Raw genomic sequence first — 19,367 nt, 5'->3', positions numbered from 1 at the left:
ATCAGCACGTGGGCATGGGGATCCGGCCCATGTGGTCCCACCCCATGGAGGACGAGCCGCCGCACGAGCCCCGGGCCGCGCTGGGCGAGCAACTGGGCGGTGGCCAGGGCGGGGGCGATCTCCGCCCAGACGCAACGGAGTTCGCTGCACCACCTGCGGGAACGAGTCAGAGCGGGTACGTGGGCGGCAGGTCGGGCACGCCACCAGAGGTGGAGGCGGGCGCGCCGAGCCATGCGGCGAGTTCGACCGGGTCGGGCCGCCGACCGGTGGCCACGACGCGGCTGAAGGTGGCGCGGACGACCTCCGGGCGGTGGGTCAGGGCCCGTGCTGCGGCACTGTCCGGGGAGGTCTCCGCCGCAGCTCTGCGCAGGGTGCAAGTGAGCCGGGCCCAGGTTTCAGGCCGCTCGGGCCACTGCGTCACCTGGTCGGAGGCGAGACGGCGGGCCTCGTCGTGTCGGCCGAGGAGGCGGGCCAGGTCGGCCAGATCGTCGACGGCGTCTTCGCCGGGGTGGATGGCCCAGCCGCGCAGGCGGGCCGTGTACTGGTTCAGGGAGGGCACCGCATCGTCGGGGTGCAGCGTCGCGGTGACAGTCGCGCGAGGTGCGTCTGCGTCGGAGCACCATGCCTCGGCCAGGTCCGACACGGCGTGCGGATCGGGGCTCAGGTGGTGCAGCCGCCAACGGACGCGATGGGCGACGACTGCGTCCGTCGCCGGCTCGGTCACCTCCTCCGGCACGGCCGGGGAATCGGTCCACCGGGCCATGCGGTCGCCCAGCGAGGAAACGAGCTCCCGGCCCGCGGCGGTGAGATGAGCCGTCGAGGACAGAGCCTCGTAGGCGTGCCGCGTCTGGGTGTTCCAATACAGGTACTGGAACTGGGCCCGCCGACGCAGGCTCCGGTCGCGGGCGCTGTGAGCGAGTTCCCGCCAGAAGTCGACCACGGCGAAGAAGGCGAAGACGCCATGCAGAAATCCCGGTAACGGCCGCGGTGTGTCGCGCCACGGCGCGTAGTAGAGCCCCCCAGCGTGCTCCTCGCCCTTGGTTTCGTAGAGGTCGACGGAGTCCAGAACGGCGTCCAGTTCCATGTGACGGAACTCGTGGACCAGGGTGGCGGCGAGCTCCACCGCGTCCGGGGGCGTGCTGAGCACGACACCGCCGAAGGCTTCGCTCGACGACACGGACGTCATCGTGTCGGCGTTCGGCTCCGCCTCCATGCGGGGGGTGAGGGCCGTGAGGGTCACCGCGAGGGCTTCGGCCAGTCCTGGTCTGAGATCGGAGAGCAGTTCTCCCGCCTCACGGATCGTCCGTTGCCAACTGGTCAGCGCCACCGGCCCCAACGGGTCGGGCGGCACGGGCTCGTCACTCTCGCGGTAGGGGTCCGTGTCTTCCACGACGAGCTCGAAGTGCCGCCCGCCGACGGGTGTTCGCACCCGGTTGGCAGGGAGCCAGCCCTGCGGGTTCGGATCGCTCCGGCTCGGCAGCCGCACCTCCATGCCCTCGCCTCCGACAAAGGCCTCGCCTGCCAGGGAGACGAGCTGGGCCACGGCAGTCGCGGACCCCCGCAGGTCGGCGGTCCCCAAACCGGGCAGGTGGACGTGACCGTCGTCCACGGGAAGGGGCAGGGTGAAGGACAGCCCGGCCCGGACGCCGGCCGCCGCCGCGACCGAGTGGAGACGCAGGAGGTCGGCCGGTGGAGTGCCGGCCCAGGCCCGGGGGCCGCCCGGCGGTGCGTGCAGGCTCCTCAGTGCCCGGCCCAGCCAACGGCCCACGGACGGGTGGAGCAACACGGCCGTCACCGCGTTCGGGTCTGCTCGTTCTGCCCGCACGAGCAGGTCCCGTACGTCCCGGGCCCGGAGCGGCCCGGTCTTGTCGGACGGGGTGATCGCGTCTGTCAGGTCGAGAAGTTCGTCAAGGATCACCGCTCGGGCGCCGCGCTGCTGGGCTCGCATCCGTCGGGCCAGGGCGCCGTCCTCGCCGCCCGCGCCCATCGTCCGCAGATCGGCGTATGTGGGAAACGGCGGGATGGGCAGATCCTTCGCGACGTCCTGTTGCGGGACGACCGGCCGGTAGCTCACTGGCTGTCGGGAGGACCCTGAGTAGCTGCTCTGCGAATAGCCACCGCCTCCGCATCCCTCACCGCTCCGGTTCACCTGCGGTCGGGTGTACCGCCCCAGCAGGCGTGCGGCGGCACTGTGGGACGGGCTGGTCAGGGCCTGTTCGAGAGAGAGGTTCCCCAGGTCGGGAACGGCGGCCGCTCGTGCGTCCCGCTCGGTCAGGGGGTCGTCGTCCATCGGATGGCCTCCTTGAAGGGCCGCGTCGTCACCGTCTGTGTCCCCGCAGGGTGGGGCCTTGTGCTCCAAGAGTTCTGCTCGCGCTCCGGCGAGATTGTGAACGCAGCGCAGGACGTCGGGATGGTGGTTCCCCAGCCGACGTCTGCCGGCTTCGAGGACGGCCTCATAGTGCTCTACCGCCAGGTCCGGACGACCGAGCAGGTGCCAGCTCGTGCCGAGTTCGTGCCGGGCGGCGAGGGTGTCGGGGTGATCGGACCCCAGGTGATGTTCGTTGAACTGCCAGATGTCGGCGAACTCGTCCCGGGCCCGCTTCGCACACGCGGGGTCCGACACGTTGTCGCGGACCAGCCGCGCGCGTTCGTGGCGGGCCATCAGAACGTCGGGGTGCTCAGGCCCCAGCATTCTCACGTATCCACGGAGCGCGATCTCGATGGCTTCTTCTGCCTCACTCGCGTGACCGGCCTCACGCAAAACGCGGGCGAGGGTCACGCGAGTGGACAGGGTGTCCAGGTCGTCGTCACCGACCAGCTCAGCGAATTCCCCTGCAAGGCTTCGCAGTTCGGTGACGGCCTCCTCGTGGCGGTCACGTTTGTGGGCCAGGATCGCCAGCTCGTGCCGGATGCGCAGGACGCCGCGCGGGTAGGTCCGGGAGCGCAGGCGCATGGCAAGGGCCGCGCGCAGTTCCTCCTCGGCGGCCTCGTACCGTCCCAGCTCCCGTAGGACCCGGGCCCGGCCCGTCTTCGCCGACTGCAGGTAGGCGTGGCCGTCAGGCAGCGAGCGGGCGCATGCACGGGTCACGTCCTGGTAGAGCTCGTCGGCCTCGTCCAGGGCGCCGGTATGGCGTACCGCCCAGGCGCGTTGGAGGGCGGCGGCGATGGTGGCCGGGTGGTCCTCGCCGAGCAGACGGGCCCGGACGGAGCGGAGCGTCTCGAGTTCGGCTCCGGCTTCGTGGTACATGCCGAGCCCGGTGCGGTACTGCGCGGTCCTCACGGTGGGCTCCGTGGCCGCCACGGCCAGGTCCGGGTCGACCCGGCCGTCCTCGGGCAGCAGGGACAGGATCGCGGCGCAGTGCGGGGCGACGGTCTGCCAGCGAGGCCAGTCCTTGGGGTCGAAGGGGTCGAGGGGACCGGTATGTCTCTCCAGCAACGCGGTGACGAGGCGCAGCAGCAAGGGTTTCTGGGCCTCGAAGTCGGCATGGGCGCGGCAGGCTGCCCGAACCATGGGATGAATGGTGATCCAGCGCTGGGGACGGCCCTTCGCTCCGGCGGACGCACGGGTGGGCTCAATGGTGATCAGCTGAAGGCCGGCGAGGCCCTTCACCGCCTCCTGGAACCGCTCTTCTGTGAGTGCGGTGAACAGCTCGCTTTCGGCGAGGAGCTCCAGGGCGATGAGTTCCCGATACGGGACCGGCGCCGGCCCGAGAGACGACAACAGCCGCAGGAGCGGGCGGGCGAGGTCGGTACCCTGCCGGTGCAACAGATCGAGTGAGAGCTCCCAGGTGCTGACGATCGCGCGGCGGTTTCTTTCGTCGGGGTCCAGATCCGCGTCGGGGTCGAACGCCACAACAGCCGGACGGGAGTCGAAGCCGGCGCGGTACTCCTCGAACGTCTCGGGTGTCGAGGGCAGGGGCCAGGGGTCGTCCAGTGCGCGTGCCAGATAGGAGCCGGCGAGATTGAGGGCGAGGGGCAGGCCTCCGAGGTGTTCGGCGAGTTCCAGGGCCTCCTTCACGGTTCCGGCCCCGGGGGCGAGATCGTGGAGGACTCTGGCTCCGTCGGCACCCGAGAGAAGGTCCACTGCGACGATGTGCACCCAGTCGCCCCAGCGTTCACGTCGGGATTCGCGGCTGGTGAGCAGTACCGTCCCCCATGGATGCGCGGGCGGTCGCAGCCAGCCGCGCCCTGCGGCGGGGCGGGCCCGCTCCGCTGCCAGAGCCGAGGGGTCGTCGACGTTGTCCAGGACGAGCAGCCAGGGTGTGGTGAGGTCGTTGAGGAAACGCCACAGCACGTCGGCGGGATGGGTCGGCCCGGCGAAGTCTGCGACCCGGGCGCCCACGTCGAAGGCGACCGCACGCAGCGTCAGGGAGAGGACCTCGGCGTCCGCGGCCGACACCCACCACACCCGTGTCATGGTGGCGGCGAGCCGGTGTGCCGCCTCCAGGGCGAGGGTGGTCTTGCCGCAGCCGCCCATACCGGAGAGCAGCCACACGCCCTGCTCGGAGGCGTCGCCGCAGGCCCGCCGGGTGATCGCCGCGGTCAGCTGAGCCACCGTCTCGTCACGCCCGCGCAGCCGGTCCGGTGCGATCCTGCGCTGCGGTACGGCGAGTGGAACGGCGGCGGGGCCGGACATGGGAAGGGCCGGCGGGCCGAGCGGTCCGCCGATCCAGTCCGCAGGACCGTCGACGGCCGTCTCGGTGACGTCGGGCAGTTCCCCGCCGGTCAGTCCGCGCCCCAGCACGTGCGCCAGGCCGGCGAGTTCGGTTCTGGTCAGGATCTCGGCCCAGCGGTCCGCCCGGCCCGCGGCGATCCGGCCCGTCCCGTCGCCGCGATGATGGCGGGAGACGATTCCCACGAGGTGTCCTTCGCAGAAGACGGCCGCGCCGGACATGCCTTCCCAGGCATCCTTGCCCGGGTCCGGGTCGTCCGGCGGGGGCGAGGTCACCTTGAGGTCGAGCGTGCCCTCGCCCCGGTTGGACAGGGCCGCACAGGTGGTATCGGCGTGCTCGGCGTCCCGGAAGGACGAACCGTCACCGCTCCTGCGGAGCTTGAAGCGCGGGAAACCCAGCGCGGTGCAACGCAGGACGATGTCCCGCTCGCCGATGCGGCCGTACGTCACTGTGGGCACGACGCCCGCCACCGGCTCACCCTGCCGCACCGGCACCACCAGAACAGCCACGTCGACGTCGGTGTTCCGCCACTCCACGGCCGCCGCCACGGCCAGCTGGTCCGGACGGTCGGCCTGGAAGCGGATCTCGATCGACGCCGCGTCCTCGACGACATGCGCGGCCGTGAGCACGCGGCCGGTGGACACGAGATAGCCCGACCCCCGACGGCGTGGCCCGCCGTCCACGGGCGTGACGACGATCTTGGCGACCCGCTCCGGCACGAGTCCGCGATCGATTCGCATGCGCCCTCGGTCAGCGCTCGCCGGGGGCCTCGTCACCCGCGATCATGGCGGGTGCACTCGCGTCGACCACCCAGATCCGGACCTTGGCGTCCGCGCCCGCCCCGCGGGGAACGGCGACGGTGGCCTCGATCTCCACAGGCCCCGCCTCGAACCGGCTGGCCTCGCCGGAGCCGTCCGCCAGCGGTGGTCAGCTGGTGTCTCGATTCACGGATCATGTCGGACAGTTCGATCACGATGCCCCCCTGGTGCCCGCTACCCGGATGTTACCGAGCCGGCCCCGTCTGCGAGGTCTTTCCTCAGCTCCCGCTTCAGGATCTTCCCGCTGGCGTTGCGTGGGAGTTCGTTCACGAACACCACGCGTTTGGGGGCCTTGAAGGGAGCGAGTCGTGTGCGGACGTGGTCGATCAGTTCCGGCTCCGAGACGTCGCCGCGCGGCACGACCACGGCTGTCACCGCCTCGATCCAGCGTTCGTCCGGCAGGCCCACCACCGCGGCCTCGGCGACTGCGGGGTGGGTGTACAGGGCGTCCTCGACCTGGCGCGAGGCAATGACGACACCGCCGGAGTTGATGACGTCCTTGACCCGGTCGACGATCGTGAAGTAGCCGTGCGCGTCGCGTACCGCGAGGTCGCCGGAGCGGAACCAGCCGTCGCGGAAGGCCTCGGCGGTCTCCTCGGGCTTGTCCCAGTAGCCCTCGCACAGTTGGGGGGAGCGGTAGACGATCTCGCCGGGGGTGCCGTCGGGGACGTCCTTGCCGTCCTCGTCGACGACCCGGGCGTCGACGAACAGGACGGGCCGGCCGCAGGAGTCCAGGCGGCCCTTGTGCTCGCCGGGTGCGAGGACCGTGGCCAGCGGGCCGATCTCGCTCTGCCCGAAGCAGTTGTAGAAGGCCAGGTCGGGCAGGCGCTCCCGCAGCCGTTCGAGGACCGGGACCGGCATGATCGACGCGCCGTAGTACGCCTTGCGCAGGCCGCCCAGGTCGCGGGTGGTGAAGTCGGGTCGGTTGGCCAGGGCGATCCAGACGGTGGGCGGCGCGAACAGGCTGTCCGCGCGGCCCGTCTCGATCAGGTCGAAGAGCACCTCACCGTCGGGTGCGTCGAGGATGATGTTCGTCGCGCCGACGGCGAGGTAGGGCAGCAGGAAGACGTGCATCTGCGCCGAGTGGTACAGGGGCAGGGAGTGCGCGGGGAGGTCGCCCGCACTGAGGTCGAGGGCGGTGATCGCGCTCAGGTACTCGTGCACCAGGGCCCGGTGCGTCATCATCGCGCCCTTGGGCAGGGCGGTCGTCCCGGACGTGTACAGCAGTTGCACCAGGTCCTCGGTGCGCGGCTCGGGCCCGTCGTACAGGGGCGCCTGCGGCAGCCGGGCGAGCAGCGAGTCGTCCGCGTCCCGCAGCGCCAACGTCCGTACGGCGCCGGGAAGTCGGGGGGCGAGGTCCGGGTCGGTGAGGACCAGGGCACTGCCGGACTGGCCGACGATGTACGCGAGGTCGTCGCCGGTCAGGTTCTGGTTGACCGGTACGTGCACCAGCCCCGCGCGGGCGCAGGCGAGGAAGGCGATCAGATAGGCGTCGGAGTTGTGGCCGTAGGCGCCGACCCGGTCCCCGCGGGTCAGTCCCTGGTCGAGGAGGACGCTCGCCGCGCGGGAGACGGCGGTGTCGAGTTCGTCGTACGTCCAGGTCCGTTCGGCGTACCGCACCGCGACGCGCGCCGGGGTGCGCCGGGCGCTGCGCCGCAGGACTCCGTCGACCGTGCTGCCGTGTCCGGGCGTCGTCATGACACATGATCCTCGGTTCCCCGCCCGAGGAGGTCAAGGACCCCGGGCAGGGTGGAAGGCGGGCCGGGCGGCCGAGGGTCCGGGCAACCCTGCCGGCGTCGACGGCGTCCGCTGTCATGAACCGACGGACGTTCGAACCAGGTTCGTACGTTCGTCACTTCTTTCCCTCGACGAAGTTGGAGGGCACGATGCGCAGTCGTCTCAGACGACTTGTTATCGGGGCCACGGCCCTGTTGACCGCCGCGTCCGCGTTACCCGCGGCGGCCGCCACGACCGAGCAGCGAGCGGAGCAGCACCCTTCCCGCGACGGCATGTCCGCCGTCATCCGCTACACCGAGTACGGCATTCCGCACATCCTCGCGAAGAACTACGCGGACCTGGGCTTCGGTACGGGCTGGGCGCAGGCCGCCGACGAGGTGTGCACACTCGCCGACGGCTTCGTGACCCTGCGGGGCGAGCGGTCCCGGTACTTCGGCGCCGACGCGCCCGCCGGTGGCGACCTCTCGGCGGCCCGCACGAACCTCGCCAGCGACCTGTACTTCCGGGGGGTCCGCGAGAGCCGCACCGTGGAGAAGGCGCTGACCGAGCGGGCGCCGGCGGGCCCGAGCCGTCAGGTCCGCGACCTGATGCGGGGCTGGGCCTCCGGGTACAACGCGTGGCTGAAGCAGAAGAAGGTCACGGATCCCGCCTGTGCGGGCGCGGCCTGGGTCCGGCCGGTCACCGAGCTGGACGTGGCGGCGCGCGGTCTGGCCATCGCCTCGATATCCGGTGAGGGGCGGTTCGTGGACACGATCACGGCCGCGCGACCGCCCGCCGGGGACCCGGCCGCCTCGGGCGCTCGTTCCGCCCGCACGCCGGGTGCGAAGGCGGTGGCGAAGGCGGCGGACGAGCTGTGGGGCGACCCCGGCATGGGGTCCAACGCGGTCGCCTTCCGCGGTGACACCACGGCGAACGGCCGTGGCCTGCTGCTGGGCAACCCGCACTACCCGTGGGACGGCGGGCGCCGCTTCTGGCAGTCGCAGCAGACCATCCCGGGCGAGCTGAACGTCTCCGGCGGGTCGCTGCTCGGCACTCCGGCGATCTCCATCGGGTTCAACGCACATGTGGCCTGGAGCCACACCGTCTCCACCGGCATCCCGGCCAACTTCCACCAGCTGACGCTCGACCCGACCGATCCCACGGTGTACCTCGTGGACGGCAGGCCGGAACGCATGAGGAAGCGGACCGTGACGGTCACCGTGAAGGACGGCGCACCGGTCACCCGTACCCAGTGGTGGACCCGCTACGGTCCCGTCGTCACGTCCCTCAACTCCCAGGTCCCGCTGCCGTGGACGGAGAAGACGGCGTACGCCCTGAACGACCCGAACGCGGCGAACCTGCGCTTCGCCGACACCTCGCTCGGCTTCAGCAAGGCACGCGGCACGGCCGACGTCCTCGCCTCCCTCGACCGGCACCAGGGCATCCCCTGGGTGAACACGATCGCCGCCGACCGCGCGGGGCACTCCCTGTACACCCAGTCCCAGGTACTCCCCCGCGTCACGGACGAGTTGGCCGGGCGCTGCTCGACGGACCTGGGCAGGACCACGTACCCGGCGTCCGGGATCGCGATCCTCGACGGCTCGCGCGGCGACTGCGCGCTCGGCAGCGACCCCGACGCCGTCGTGCCGGGGATCTTCGGCCCGGCGAGGATGCCGACGCTGAAGGACGCCCCCTACGCGGAGAACTCCAACGGCACCGCGTGGCTGACCAACGCCGACCGGCCGCTCACCGGGTACGAGCGGATCTTCGGCACGGTGGGCACGCAGCTCGGTCTGCGGACCCGGGGCGCGATCGAGGACGTGGCGGCGATGGCGGACCGCGGCGACCTGACCGTACGGGACCTGCAACGGCAGCAGTTCGCCAACCGGGTGCCCGCGGGTGATCTCGCCGCCGCGGACGTGGCACGGGCGTGCGCCGCGCTGCCCGACGGCACGGCCACGGGCAGCGACGGCAAGGCCGTCGACGTGTCCGGCGCCTGCGGCGTGCTGAAGGCGTGGGACCGCACCATGGACACCGGCAGCCGGGGCGCGCTGCTCTTCGACCGGTTCTGGCGCAGGCTCGAACAGGCCGTGCCGGCTGATCGGTTGTGGAAGGTGCCGTTCTCGGCGGCGGACCCGGTCCGCACCCCGAACACCCTGAACACGGACGCTCCCGGCCTGCCCACCGCTCTGGCCGACACGGTCGCCGAGCTGCGGGGCGCGGGCATCGCGCTCGACGCGCCGCTCGGCGCGCACCAGTTCGTCGTCCGCGACGGACAGCGTCTGCCGGTGCCCGGTGGCGCGGGGCGGCTCGGTGTGTGGAACGTGATCGAGCCGACGTGGGACGCGGCCGGCGGCGGCTACACGCAGGTGCCGTTCGGAACGAGCCATCTGCAGGCGGTCGGGTGGGACGGCAGCCGCTGCCCGGTGGCGCGCACGCTGCTGACGTACTCGCAGTCGTCGAACCCGAAGTCGCCGCACTTCGCCGATCAGACACGGCTGTTCTCCGGTGAGAAGTGGGTGGCGTCGCGCTTCTGCGAGAAGGACATCCTGTCCTCGCCGAAGCTGAAGGTCGTGCGGGTGCACGAGCGCCGCTGACGCCCCTCGCGGGGTGCCGCCCGGCGGGGCGGCACCCCCCGACCAGCCAGACGGCGAGCGCGAGGGGATGACGCGCGTGCGGCCAAAGCGCTCGTGCCGTCTCACACCGGTCGCGTCCGACCCTCCCAGTACGGCTCCCGCAGCCGCCGCTTGTACAGCTTGCCGTTGGGGTCGCGGGGCATCTCGGCGATGAAGTCGACGGACCTGGGGCGCTTGTACCCGGCGAGCCGGTGGGCGCAGTGGTCGAGGAGGTCGGCCGCGAGGGCGGGTCCGGGCCGGTGTCCGGGGGCCGGTTCCACGACCGCCTTGACCTCCTCGCCCCAGTCGTCGTGCGGGATGCCGAAGACGGCGGCGTCGGCGACGGCCGGGTGGGCGAGCAGAGCCGACTCGATCTCGGCCGGGTAGATGTTGACCCCGCCGGAGATGATCAGGTCGATCTTGCGGTCGCGCAGGAAGAGGTAGCCGTCCTCGTCGAGGTGACCGAGGTCGCCGACGGTGAAGAAGTCGCCGATGCGGTTCGTGCGGGTCTTCGCCTCGTCCTTGTGGTACGAGAACCCGCCGGTGTTCATCTTCATGTAGACGGTGCCGAGTTCACCGGGCGGCAGCCGGTTGCCGTCGTCGTCGAAGATGGCGAGTTCGCTGATGGGCCAGGCCTTGCCGACGGTGCCGGGCTTCTTCAGCCAGTCCTCGGCGGTGGCGAAGGCGCCGCCGCCCTCGCTGGCCGCGTAGTACTCCTCGACGCAGGGCCCCCACCAGTCGAGCATGGCCCGCTTCACATGGTCGGGGCAGGGCGCGGCGCCGTGGATGGCGTGCCGCATGGAGGAGACGTCGTAGCGGTCCCTCACCTCGCCGGGCAGGGCCAGCAGACGGTGGAACTGGGTGGGCACCATATGGGTGTGGGTGCAGCGGTGGGCGTCGATGACGCGGAGCATCTCCTCGGGCGTCCACTTGTCCATCAGGACCAGCCGGTGGCCGATGTGCAGGGACGCGCCGGCGAACTGCAGGACGGCCGTGTGGTAGAGCGGCGAGCACACCAGGTGCACGTTGCCGTCGAACGGCCGGATGCCGAAGATGCCGAGGAACCCGCCGAGGTACGCCTCCTCCGGCGGTTTGCCGGGCAGCGGGCGGCGGATGCCGCGGGGGCGGCCGGTGGTGCCGGAGGTGTAGTTCATGACCCAGCCGAGGGTGCGGTCCGCGGGCGCCGACTCCGGTTGCCCGTCGAGGAGTTCGGCGTACGGGCGGAATCCGCCGACCGTGCCCACGGCGTACCGGTGGGTGCCCGGCAGCCCGGCCTCGTCGGCGGCGGCCCGGGCCGCGTCGGCGAAGCGCTCGTGGGCGAGGAGCACCTTGGCGCCGGAGTCGGAGACGATCCAGGCGATCTCCGGTCCGACCAGGTGGTGGTTGACGGGCACGAGGTAGAACCCGGCCTGGCTGGCCGCGAGGTACGCGGTGAGGAACTCGACGCCGTTGGGCAGGACCACGGCGAAGGTGTCGCCGCGTTCCAGCCCGGCGGCGCGCAGTCCGTGGACGAGCCGGTTGGCGGCGGCGTGCAGGCGTCCGGCGGTCCACTCCGCGCCGTCGGGCGCGACCAGGACGGCGCGGTCGGGTTCGGCGGTGGCCTGGGCCCAGAAGCCCACGGGGGCACGGGTGTTCACTGTCCGCTCCTTCCGGCGACGCGGTTGACGCGGTCCACGGCCTGCTCGAAGCCGCGGGTGAGGTCGTCGAAGACGGCCTGGACGCTGCGTTCGCTGTTCATCCGGCCGACGATCTGGCCGACGGGGGTGCCGAGCAGCGGGTCGACCTCGTACTTCTGGATGCGCGAGACGGCCTCGGCGACCAGCAGCCCCTGCAGGGGCATGGGCAGGGTGCCGGGCCCGGCCGGGTCGTCCCAGGCGTCGGTCCACTCGGTGCGCAACTGCCGTGCCGGTTTGCCGGTCAGGGCGCGGGAGCGGACGGTGTCGCCGGAGCCGGCCGCGAGGAGTTTGCGGGTCAGGGCGGGCGAGTGGAGGTCCGCTTCGGTGGTGGTCAGCCATAGGGAGCCGAGCCACACCCCTTGGGCGCCGAGGGCGAGTGCGGCGGCCACCTGCCGGCCGCTGCCGATGCCACCCGCGGCCAGGACGGGCATCGGGGCGACGGCGTCGACGACCTCGGGGGTGAGCACCATGGAGGCGATCTCGCCGGTGTGGCCGCCCGCCTCGTAGCCCTGCGCCACGACGATGTCGATCCCGGCGTCCCGGTGCTTGCGGGCGTGCCGGGCACTGCCGGCCAGGGCGGCGACGAGGACGCCGTGGTCGTGGGCGCGGGCGATGACGTCGGCGGGCGGGGAGCCGAGGGCGTTGGCGAGGAGCCGGATGGGGTAGTCGAAGGCGACGTCGAGCTGGCTGCGGGCGACCTGCTCCATCCAGCCGGTGATGCGCCAGCCGGCTTCCTCGCCCTCGGCGAGTTCGGGCACGCCGTGCTTGGCGAGGGTGTCCCGGACGAACTGCCGGTGCCCCTCGGGGATCATCGCCTCGACGTCGGCCTCCGTCACGCCCTCGACCTTCTTGGCCGGCATCACGACGTCCAGGCCGTACGGCCGGCCCTGCACGTGTGCCTCGATCCAGTCCAGGTCACGGGTGAGCTCGCCGGGGTCGGTGTAGCGGACCGCGCCGAGCACGCCGAAGCCGCCGGCCCGGCTGATGGCCGCGGCGACGGCCGGGAACGGCGTGAAGCCGAAGACGGCGTGCTCGATTCCCAGTGTCTGGCTCAGCTCCGTCTGCATGGGCGCAGGATGCCGGAGTCCGGCGGAGGACGGAAGGGCTTTTCTGATGCCCCGTCAGATTCAGGACCGATGGGTTCCCGCGCGCGGTCTATGGGCGGAGGCCGGCGGCGGACATACTGCACGGGACGAGCGAGTCGGCAGAGGCGAAGGGGAACGCGGTGACCGACGAAGCGGCAAGCGGTGAACTGACCCGGCGTCAACTGGGCAGAGCGGGACTGGCCCTGGGCGGTGCGCTCGCCCTCGCCCCGTTGCCCGCCGGGCCGGCCGGAGCGGCCCCGGCGACGACCGGCCACCGCCCCACCCTGCGGCACGGTTCCGCCGCACGTGCCGGACTGCTCTCCTCCCACCTGCGCCGGCTCGTCACCGACGCGGAGGCGTTCCTCGCCCCCTCCCCCGAGCACCCCTGGTACGCGGGCGCCGTCCTGCTCGCCGGACGCGGCGGCACGGTCGCCCTGCACCGGCCCATCGGCATGGCCGTGCGCTACCGGGCCTACGACGAGGAGACCGACACCGGCGTCGAGTTCCCGCCCGGTGAGCAGATCCCGATGGCCGAGGACACCGTGTTCGACCTCGCGTCGGTGTCGAAGCTGTTCACCTCGATCCTCGCCGTGCAGCAGATCGAGCGGGGCACGCTGCGGCTGGAGGGCAAGGTCGCCTCGTACCTGCCGGACTTCGCCCGCTCGGGCAAGCAGGACGTCACGATCCGCCAGCTCCTCACCCATACGTCGGGTTTCCGCGCCTGGATCCCGCTGTACAGCGCGCCGACGTACGAGGAGAAGCTCCAGCTCATCTGGGACGAGAAGCCCGTCAGCGCGCCCGGCACGGCGTATCTGTACTCGGACCTGAACCTCATCTCGCTCCAGCTCGTGCTGGAACGGGTCACGGGCCGGGCCCTGGACGTCCTGCTGCGGGACGAGATCACCGCGCCGCTCGGCCTGCGCCGCACCCGCTACAACCCGCCCGCGTCCTGGCGGCCGAGGATCGCGGCCACGGAGGACGCGCGGGCCCCCTGGTCCGGGTTGGAGCGGGGCCTGGTGTGGGGCGAGGTGCACGACGAGAACGCCTTCAGCCTGGGCGGCGTCGCGGGCCACGCGGGCGTCTTCTCCGACGCGTGGGACCTGGCGGTCCTCGGCCGGACGCTGCTCAACGGCGGTGTCTACGGGCGGGAGCGGATCCTGGAGCCGGAGTCGGTGGAGCTGATGTTCACCGACTTCAACACCGCCTTCCCGGGGGACGAGCACGGCCTCGGTTTCGAGCTCTACCAGCACTGGTACATGGGCGCGATGGCCACCCCCCGCACCGCCGGGCACACCGGCTTCACGGGCACCTCGCTGGTGCTCGACCCGACGACCGACTCGTTCCTGGTCGTCCTCGGCAACTCGGTGCATCCGGTGCGTAGCTGGCGGTCCGGGTCGGCTCCCCGCGTGGCCGCGGCGAACAACATGGCGCGGGCCGTTCCGGTCCGGCCCGCGCGGGGGCGCACATCCTGGTTCTCCGGGATGGCGGTCTCCACCGCGGCGACCCTCACGCTCCCCGCGCTCGACACGTCCGTCGGCCGGGCCCGGCTGCGCTGCGCCCTATGGTGGGACACCGAGCCCACGGCCGACGCCCTGGTCCTGGAGGCCACGACCGACGGCAGCACGACCTGGCAGCCGGTGCCCTTCACGACCTCCCGGCGCGGCGAGGAGCCCGAGCGGCACCCCTCGGGCTCGGTCACCGGCTGGTCCGGCCGCGTCTGGCACCGGCTCACCGCGGACCTCCCGGCCGCCCGGGAACTCGCCCTGCGCTGGCGCTGCGCGACGGACCCGCGGTACGTCGGACGCGGCTGCTACGTGGACGGGCTGCGTGTGGAGGCGGCCGGAGGTGCGCTGTTCGACGAGACGCGCCCGGCGGACGCGGCGCGGCTGAAGGCAGTGGGGTGGACGCGAGAGGCCGACTGAGGGAGACCGTGCCGCGTGTCGAGGTGGCCGGTCGGGGACGGGGTCACTCGGGGGTGTTCTCCAGCACCGCCATGGCCGCGTTGTGTCCCGGCACCCCGCTGACCCCGCCGCCGCGCACCGCGCCCGCCCCGCACAGCAGCACATTGGCGTGCCCGGTCTCCACGCCCCAGCGTCCGGTGCCGTCCTGCGCGTGGGGCCAGCTCAGCTCGCGGTGGAAGATGTTGCCGCCGGGCAGGCCGAGGTCCCGCTCCAGGTCGAGCGGCGTTCTGGCCTCGATGCAGGGGCGTCCGTCGGCGTCGGTGGCCAGGCAGTCGGCGAGCGGTTCGGCCAGGTGGGTGTCGAGCTGGGCGAGGGTCGCCTTCAGCAGGTCCTCGCGCACGGCGTCGTTGTCCCTCTCGAACAGGCGGGCCGGGGTGTGCAGGCCGAACAGGGTGAGCGTCTGGTAGCCCTGCTCTGCCAGGTCGGGGCCGAGGATGGTCGGGTCGGTGAGCGAGTGGCAGTAGATCTCGGAGGGCGGCGCGGCCGGCAGGTGACCGGCGGCGGCCTGGGCGTGGGCGGTAGCCAGTTGCTCGTAGCCCTCGGCGATGTGGAAGGTGCCGGCGAAGGCCTCACGCGGGTCGACGGAGGTGTCGCGCAGCCTCGGCAACCGCTTCAGCAGCATGTTGACCTTGAGCTGGGCGCCCTCGGCGGGGGGCGGAGCCGGGTCGCCGGTCAGGTCCGCGAGGACCTGGGGTGAGGCGTTCACCAGGACGTGGCGGGCGGCGACGGTGCCCTCGCCGTCGGCCGTGGCGAAGGTGACCTCGGCGGTTCGGCCGTCCGTGGCGATGCGCAGCGCCTCGTGGCCGGTGGCGAGGACGGCGCCCGCCGCGCGGGCCGTGTCGGCGAGGGCGTCGGTGAGGGCACCCATACCGCCGACGGGCACGTCCCAGTCGCCGGTGCCGCCGCCGATCACGTGGTAGAGGAAGCAGCGGTTCTGACTCAGGGCGGGGTCGTGCGCGTCGGCGAAGGTGCCGATGAGGGCGTCGGTGAGGACGACGCCGCGCACCAGGTCGTCCTGGAAGTGCTCCTCCACGGCCACGCCGATCGGCTCCTCGAAGAGCATCCGCCAGGCTTCCTCGTCGTCGAGGCGGCGGCGCAGCCCGTCGCGGGTGGGCAGCGGTTCGGTGAGGGTCGGGAAGATCCGCTCGGCGGCGCGCCCGGTCATGCCGTAGAACTCCTGCCAGGCCCGGAACTCGCGGTCGGAGCCGGTGAGCCGGGCGAACGCCTCCCGGGTGCGCCGTTCGCCACCGCCGACGAGGAGCCCGGTGGGCCTGCCGTCGCGCTCGGCGGGTGTGTAGGAGGAGACGGTGCGGGTGCGCACCCGGAAGTCCAGGTCGAGGTCCCGGACGATCTTCTTCGGCAGCAGGCTGACCAGGTACGAGTAGCGGGACAACCGGGCGTCGACGCCGGTGAAGGGCCGGGTGGAGACCGCCGCGCCGCCCGTGTGGTCCAGTCGCTCCAGGACGAGCACGGAGCGGCCGGCCCGGGCCAGATAGGCGGCCGCGACCAGGCCGTTGTGGCCGCCGCCGACGATGACGGCGTCGTAGGTCCGGTGTGCGCGGGGTCCCTCGGGTGCGGTCATGATTCTTCGTAACACGGGGTGATCCGGGTCGGCCAGACGGCGCCTTCCCTCCCGCCCGGAGGGTCAGCGCCCCGCGGCGGCCCGCTGCTCCCGCAGGGCCGCGACTCTTCGGTACAGGGCCACGGCCTCGGCGCCGCGGCCGAGCTGTTCCAGGCAGTGGGCCTCGTCGTTGCGGCTGGCGAGGGTGTCGGGGTGGTCGGCGCCGAGGACGCGTTCGCGGGCGGCGGCGACCCGCCGGTACTCGGTGAGCGCGTCGGCCCAGCGGCCGAGCCAGCCCAGGCCTACGGCGACCTCGCGGCGGCTGACGAGGGTGTCCGGGTGCTCGGGGCCGAGGACCTGCTCGCGCAGGACCGCCACCTCACGGGATTCCGCGAGGGCCTCCTCCCAGCGGCCGAGCCGCCCGAGGTTGACGCAGCGGCCGTGGCGGGCGCGCAGGGTCTCGGGGTGGGTGGGGCCCTGGCTGCGGGCGCGGTCGGCGGCGAGGGCGCCGTAGAGGTCCAGAGCCTGCGCGCTGCGGCCGAGACGGCCCAGGCTGATACCGATCTCGTGCCGGGCGGCGAGGGTGTCGGGGTGGTCGGGGCCGAGGGCACGGCCGCGGGCCTCGGCGACCTCGCGGTAGGTCTCCAGGGCTTCCGCCCACCGGCCCAACTGACCAAGGGCGTAGGCGACTTCGTAGCGGGTGACGAGGGTGTCGGGGTGGTCAGGGCCGAGCACCCGGGCCCGGGCGCGGGCCACCTCGCGGGCCATGCGGTACGAGTCCTCCAGACGGCCGAGGCGGCTGAGGTTGAAGGCGAGGTTGTGGCGGCAGCGCAGGGTGTCGGGATGGTCGGGGCCCATGAGGTGCTCGCGGGCGGTGAGCACCGCCGTGTAGACGCGGTGGGCGTCGAAGGCGCGGCCCAGCTGGCCGAGCACGTAGGCCATCTCCTGGCGGGCGGCCAGGGTGTCGGGGTGCTCGGCGCCGAGGGTGCGGATCCTGGCCTCGGTGACGTGCTTGTACTCCCGCAGCGCGTCCGCGGCGCGGCCGGTGCGGCTGAGGGTGAAGGCGACCTCGTAGCGGCTGGCGAGGGTGTCGGGGTGGTCGGGGCCGAGGAGGTGCTCGCGTTCGGCGGCGACCCCGCGGTGCACTTCGCCCGCCTCCGTCCAGCGGCCGAGCCGGCCGAGGCTCAGGCCCGCGTTGTGCCGGCCGGCCAGGGCGGTCAGCACCTCGGTGGGCGGGGCGGGCCGCCGCGCGGGGGCGGGTTCCGCGACGACCGGGCCGGTGGCGGGCCGTGCGATCCACTCGCCGGACAGTCCGGCCGCCGGGTCCGGGGGTGTGGTGCGCAGTGCGGTGCCGGTCGCCTTGTGGCCGGTGGTCATGCCGCGGGTCCAGGACGGCAGCCGGGCGGCGCCGGCCGGCCCGTCGGGTACCGGGCGGGATGCCGCGACGGCGGTCACGTACGCCGGGGCGCCTCGGTGGGCGCTGATCCGGCGGGCCAGCTCGCGGGCGTCACCGGGGCGTTGCCCGGGTTCCTTGGCGAGCAGGTCGAGGACCACGCGCTCCAGGTACTCGGGCAGTTCGGCGCGGTGCTCGCGCGGCGGGCGGGGCGGGGTGTCGCGGTGGCCGACGAGGATCGCCCAGGCGTCGTCGAGGTCGAACGGCGGTACACCGGTGGCGATCTCGTACAGCACGCACCCGAACGAGTAGAGGTCGCTGCGCTGGTCGACCTCGGTGCCGCTGATCTGCTCCGGGGACATGTAGTGCGGGGTGCCCATGGCGATGCCGGTGCCGGTCAGCCGGGAGGTGAAACCGATGTCGTGCCCGAGTCGCGCTATGCCGAAGTCACAGATCTTCACGGTGCCGTCGCCGAGCCGCATGATGTTCGCGGGCTTGAGGTCCCGGTGCACGATGCCCTGTTCGTGGCAGTAGGCGAGGGCGGCGGCGACCTGCTCGGCGACCTCCACGACGTCCGCGACCGGCAGCGGGTGCTGTTTGTTGTCCTCCAGGAGCTGGCTGAGGTTGCGGCCGTCCAGCAGCTCCATGACGAGGTAGAGCACGCCGTCGGACTCGCCGAAGTCGTGCACGACGGTGATGCCCCGGTGTTGCAGCGCGGCGGCCACCCGGGCCTCGCGGCGGAACCGCTCGCGCAGCACCCGGGTGAAGGCGTGGTCGTGGTTCGGGCCGAGCGGTTTGAGGCACTTGACGGCGACGTGCCGGCCCAGGGACTCGTCCCGGGCCCGCCACACCTCGCCCATGCCGCCGCGCCCGATCAGATCGAGCAGCCGGTACCGGCCCTGGATCAGCCTGCTGTCCCCCATGTCGCGCGACGCTCCCCCCGGTAGCTGTCCGCCCGCCCCCCTGGCGCACCCAGTATGGCGGCCTGTCGTCCGAGTTTGTACGGTGCCGGGCGCGCACCGGGGCCGAGCCTCGCCATGGCGCGCAGAATGTGTTTGGGCGGGAGTTGCCAGCGCACACGTGCGGGGATGCGGCGCAGCAGGAGGCCCGCGAGGCGCAGTTGGCGGGTGACGGTGGCGGGGGCGGGGGCCGCTCTGCCGTACAACTCGTGGGCGTACGGCGGCAGAGAGGCGTACGCCAGATGTGCCACGCGCCGCCACAGCACCTCGCGCGCGGGTACGAGGAGCGGGTGCGTCGGCGGACGGAGCAGGAAGTCGTCCACCTCGCGTGCCTCGCGTCCGGCGGCGAGGTCCGGGCGCACCTTCTCGAAGTACTCGGCCATCCGGGCCCGGTCGGCCGGTACGGCGTCGGGGTCGAGGCCCACGAGCCGGGCGCTGTGCCGGTGTTCGGCGATGTAGCGGTCGGCCTCGGCGTCGGTGAGGCGGAGGCCCGACCTGCGGGCGACGTGCAGGTAGGAGTCGATCTCGGCGCAGTGCACCCACATCAGCAGGGCGGGTTCGTCGAGGCCGTAGCGCTCGCCGGTGTCGGGGTCGGTCGCGGTCAGCATGCGGTGGATCTTCCGGACCCGGGCCCCTGCGCGCTCGGCTGCCTCGGTGGTGCCGTACGTGGTCGTCCCGACGAAGCTCGCGGTGCGCAGCAGCCGGCCCCAGGCGTCGCGCCGGAAGTCGGAGTTCTGCGTCACCCCGCGCACCGCACGGGGATGCAGGGCCTGGAGGTAGAGCGCCCGGACGCCCGCTATCCAAATCACGGGGTCGCTGTGCAGCTGCCAGGTCACCGATTCCGGTCCGAACAGTCCGGGATCCGCGTCGCTCACGCGCCTCACCTCCGCCCGGCCCACACGATGACACA

General features: G+C 72.7%; 10 protein-coding genes. 2 read left to right on the top strand and 8 right to left on the bottom strand.

What is annotated here, in order from left to right:
• Positions 1-166: 166 nt before the first annotated feature.
• The 3 genes from ACFZDE_RS03015 to ACFZDE_RS03005 all read right to left on the bottom strand — a co-directional run bounded on the left by ACFZDE_RS03015 (position 167) and on the right by ACFZDE_RS03005 (position 7,189).
• A complete protein-coding gene (locus ACFZDE_RS03015) occupies positions 167-5,413 on the bottom strand; it encodes an aKG-HExxH-type peptide beta-hydroxylase (protein WP_391196853.1) in 5,247 nt (1,748 codons plus the stop codon).
• Between the two features lie 10 nt (positions 5,414-5,423).
• Positions 5,424-5,549, bottom strand: coding sequence for a hypothetical protein (locus ACFZDE_RS03010; protein ID WP_391196850.1), 126 nt, complete (start codon positions 5,547-5,549; stop codon positions 5,424-5,426).
• A gap of 116 nt (positions 5,550-5,665) precedes the next feature.
• Positions 5,666-7,189, bottom strand: coding sequence for a fatty acyl-CoA synthetase (locus tag ACFZDE_RS03005; protein WP_391196849.1), 1,524 nt, complete (start codon positions 7,187-7,189; stop codon positions 5,666-5,668).
• Positions 7,190-7,377: 188 nt separating this feature from the next.
• Between ACFZDE_RS03005 and ACFZDE_RS03000 the strand changes: the two genes are divergently transcribed.
• Entirely contained in the window at positions 7,378-9,804 is a 2,427-nt protein-coding gene (locus ACFZDE_RS03000; protein WP_391196846.1) for a penicillin acylase family protein, read from the top strand.
• A 101-nt stretch (positions 9,805-9,905) separates the two neighbouring features.
• Here the strand turns inward: ACFZDE_RS03000 and ACFZDE_RS02995 are convergent, their stop codons facing one another.
• Both ACFZDE_RS02995 and ACFZDE_RS02990 read right to left on the bottom strand, forming a co-directional pair.
• Positions 9,906-11,459 (bottom strand): AMP-binding protein, encoded by a 1,554-nt coding sequence (locus tag ACFZDE_RS02995; protein WP_391196844.1) that lies wholly within the window; start codon positions 11,457-11,459, stop codon positions 9,906-9,908.
• Positions 11,456-12,565 (bottom strand): nitronate monooxygenase, encoded by a 1,110-nt coding sequence (locus tag ACFZDE_RS02990; RefSeq protein ID WP_390990692.1) that lies wholly within the window; start codon positions 12,563-12,565, stop codon positions 11,456-11,458. Before ACFZDE_RS02990 ends, ACFZDE_RS02995 begins: the two co-directional genes overlap by 4 nt.
• A 158-nt stretch (positions 12,566-12,723) precedes the next feature.
• Here ACFZDE_RS02990 and ACFZDE_RS02985 point away from each other — a divergent pair, with 158 nt between their 5' ends.
• Positions 12,724-14,505, top strand: coding sequence for a serine hydrolase (locus tag ACFZDE_RS02985; protein ID WP_391196841.1), 1,782 nt, complete (start codon positions 12,724-12,726; stop codon positions 14,503-14,505).
• Between the two features lie 43 nt (positions 14,506-14,548).
• On the opposite strand, the gene ACFZDE_RS02980 is transcribed toward ACFZDE_RS02985, so the two are convergent.
• The 3 genes from ACFZDE_RS02980 to ACFZDE_RS02970 all read right to left on the bottom strand — a co-directional run bounded on the left by ACFZDE_RS02980 (position 14,549) and on the right by ACFZDE_RS02970 (position 19,332).
• Positions 14,549-16,126, bottom strand: a complete 1,578-nt coding sequence (locus ACFZDE_RS02980) for an FAD-dependent oxidoreductase (protein ID WP_391196839.1) — start codon at positions 16,124-16,126, stop codon at positions 14,549-14,551.
• A gap of 63 nt (positions 16,127-16,189) precedes the next feature.
• Positions 16,190-18,421: a tetratricopeptide repeat protein gene (locus tag ACFZDE_RS02975; RefSeq protein WP_390990700.1), complete on the bottom strand. Its 2,232-nt coding sequence runs from the start codon at positions 18,419-18,421 to the stop codon at positions 16,190-16,192.
• A complete protein-coding gene (locus tag ACFZDE_RS02970) occupies positions 18,403-19,332 on the bottom strand; it encodes an oxygenase MpaB family protein (protein WP_391196835.1) in 930 nt (309 codons plus the stop codon). Before ACFZDE_RS02970 ends, ACFZDE_RS02975 begins: the two co-directional genes overlap by 19 nt.
• Positions 19,333-19,367 lie beyond the last annotated feature (35 nt).

It is taken from the genome of Streptomyces sp. NPDC007929, from assembly GCF_042959065.1.
Taxonomy (GTDB): domain Bacteria; phylum Actinomycetota; class Actinomycetes; order Streptomycetales; family Streptomycetaceae; genus Streptomyces.
This window is presented reverse-complemented; position numbering and strand designations above follow the sequence as displayed.

What these genes read in the sequence shown, in the direction of transcription:
- ACFZDE_RS02990 (WP_390990692.1), bottom strand. Translation starts at nt 12,565, where the DNA reads ATGCAGACGGAGCTGAGCCAGACACTGGGAATCGAGCACGCCGTCTTC.
- ACFZDE_RS03015 (WP_391196853.1), bottom strand. Translation starts at nt 5,413, where the DNA reads ATGCGAATCGATCGCGGACTCGTGCCGGAGCGGGTCGCCAAGATCGTC.
- ACFZDE_RS03005 (WP_391196849.1), bottom strand. Translation starts at nt 7,189, where the DNA reads ATGACGACGCCCGGACACGGCAGCACGGTCGACGGAGTCCTGCGGCGC.
- ACFZDE_RS03000 (WP_391196846.1), top strand. Translation starts at nt 7,378, where the DNA reads ATGCGCAGTCGTCTCAGACGACTTGTTATCGGGGCCACGGCCCTGTTG.
- ACFZDE_RS02975 (WP_390990700.1), bottom strand. Translation starts at nt 18,421, where the DNA reads ATGGGGGACAGCAGGCTGATCCAGGGCCGGTACCGGCTGCTCGATCTG.
- ACFZDE_RS02980 (WP_391196839.1), bottom strand. Translation starts at nt 16,126, where the DNA reads ATGACCGCACCCGAGGGACCCCGCGCACACCGGACCTACGACGCCGTC.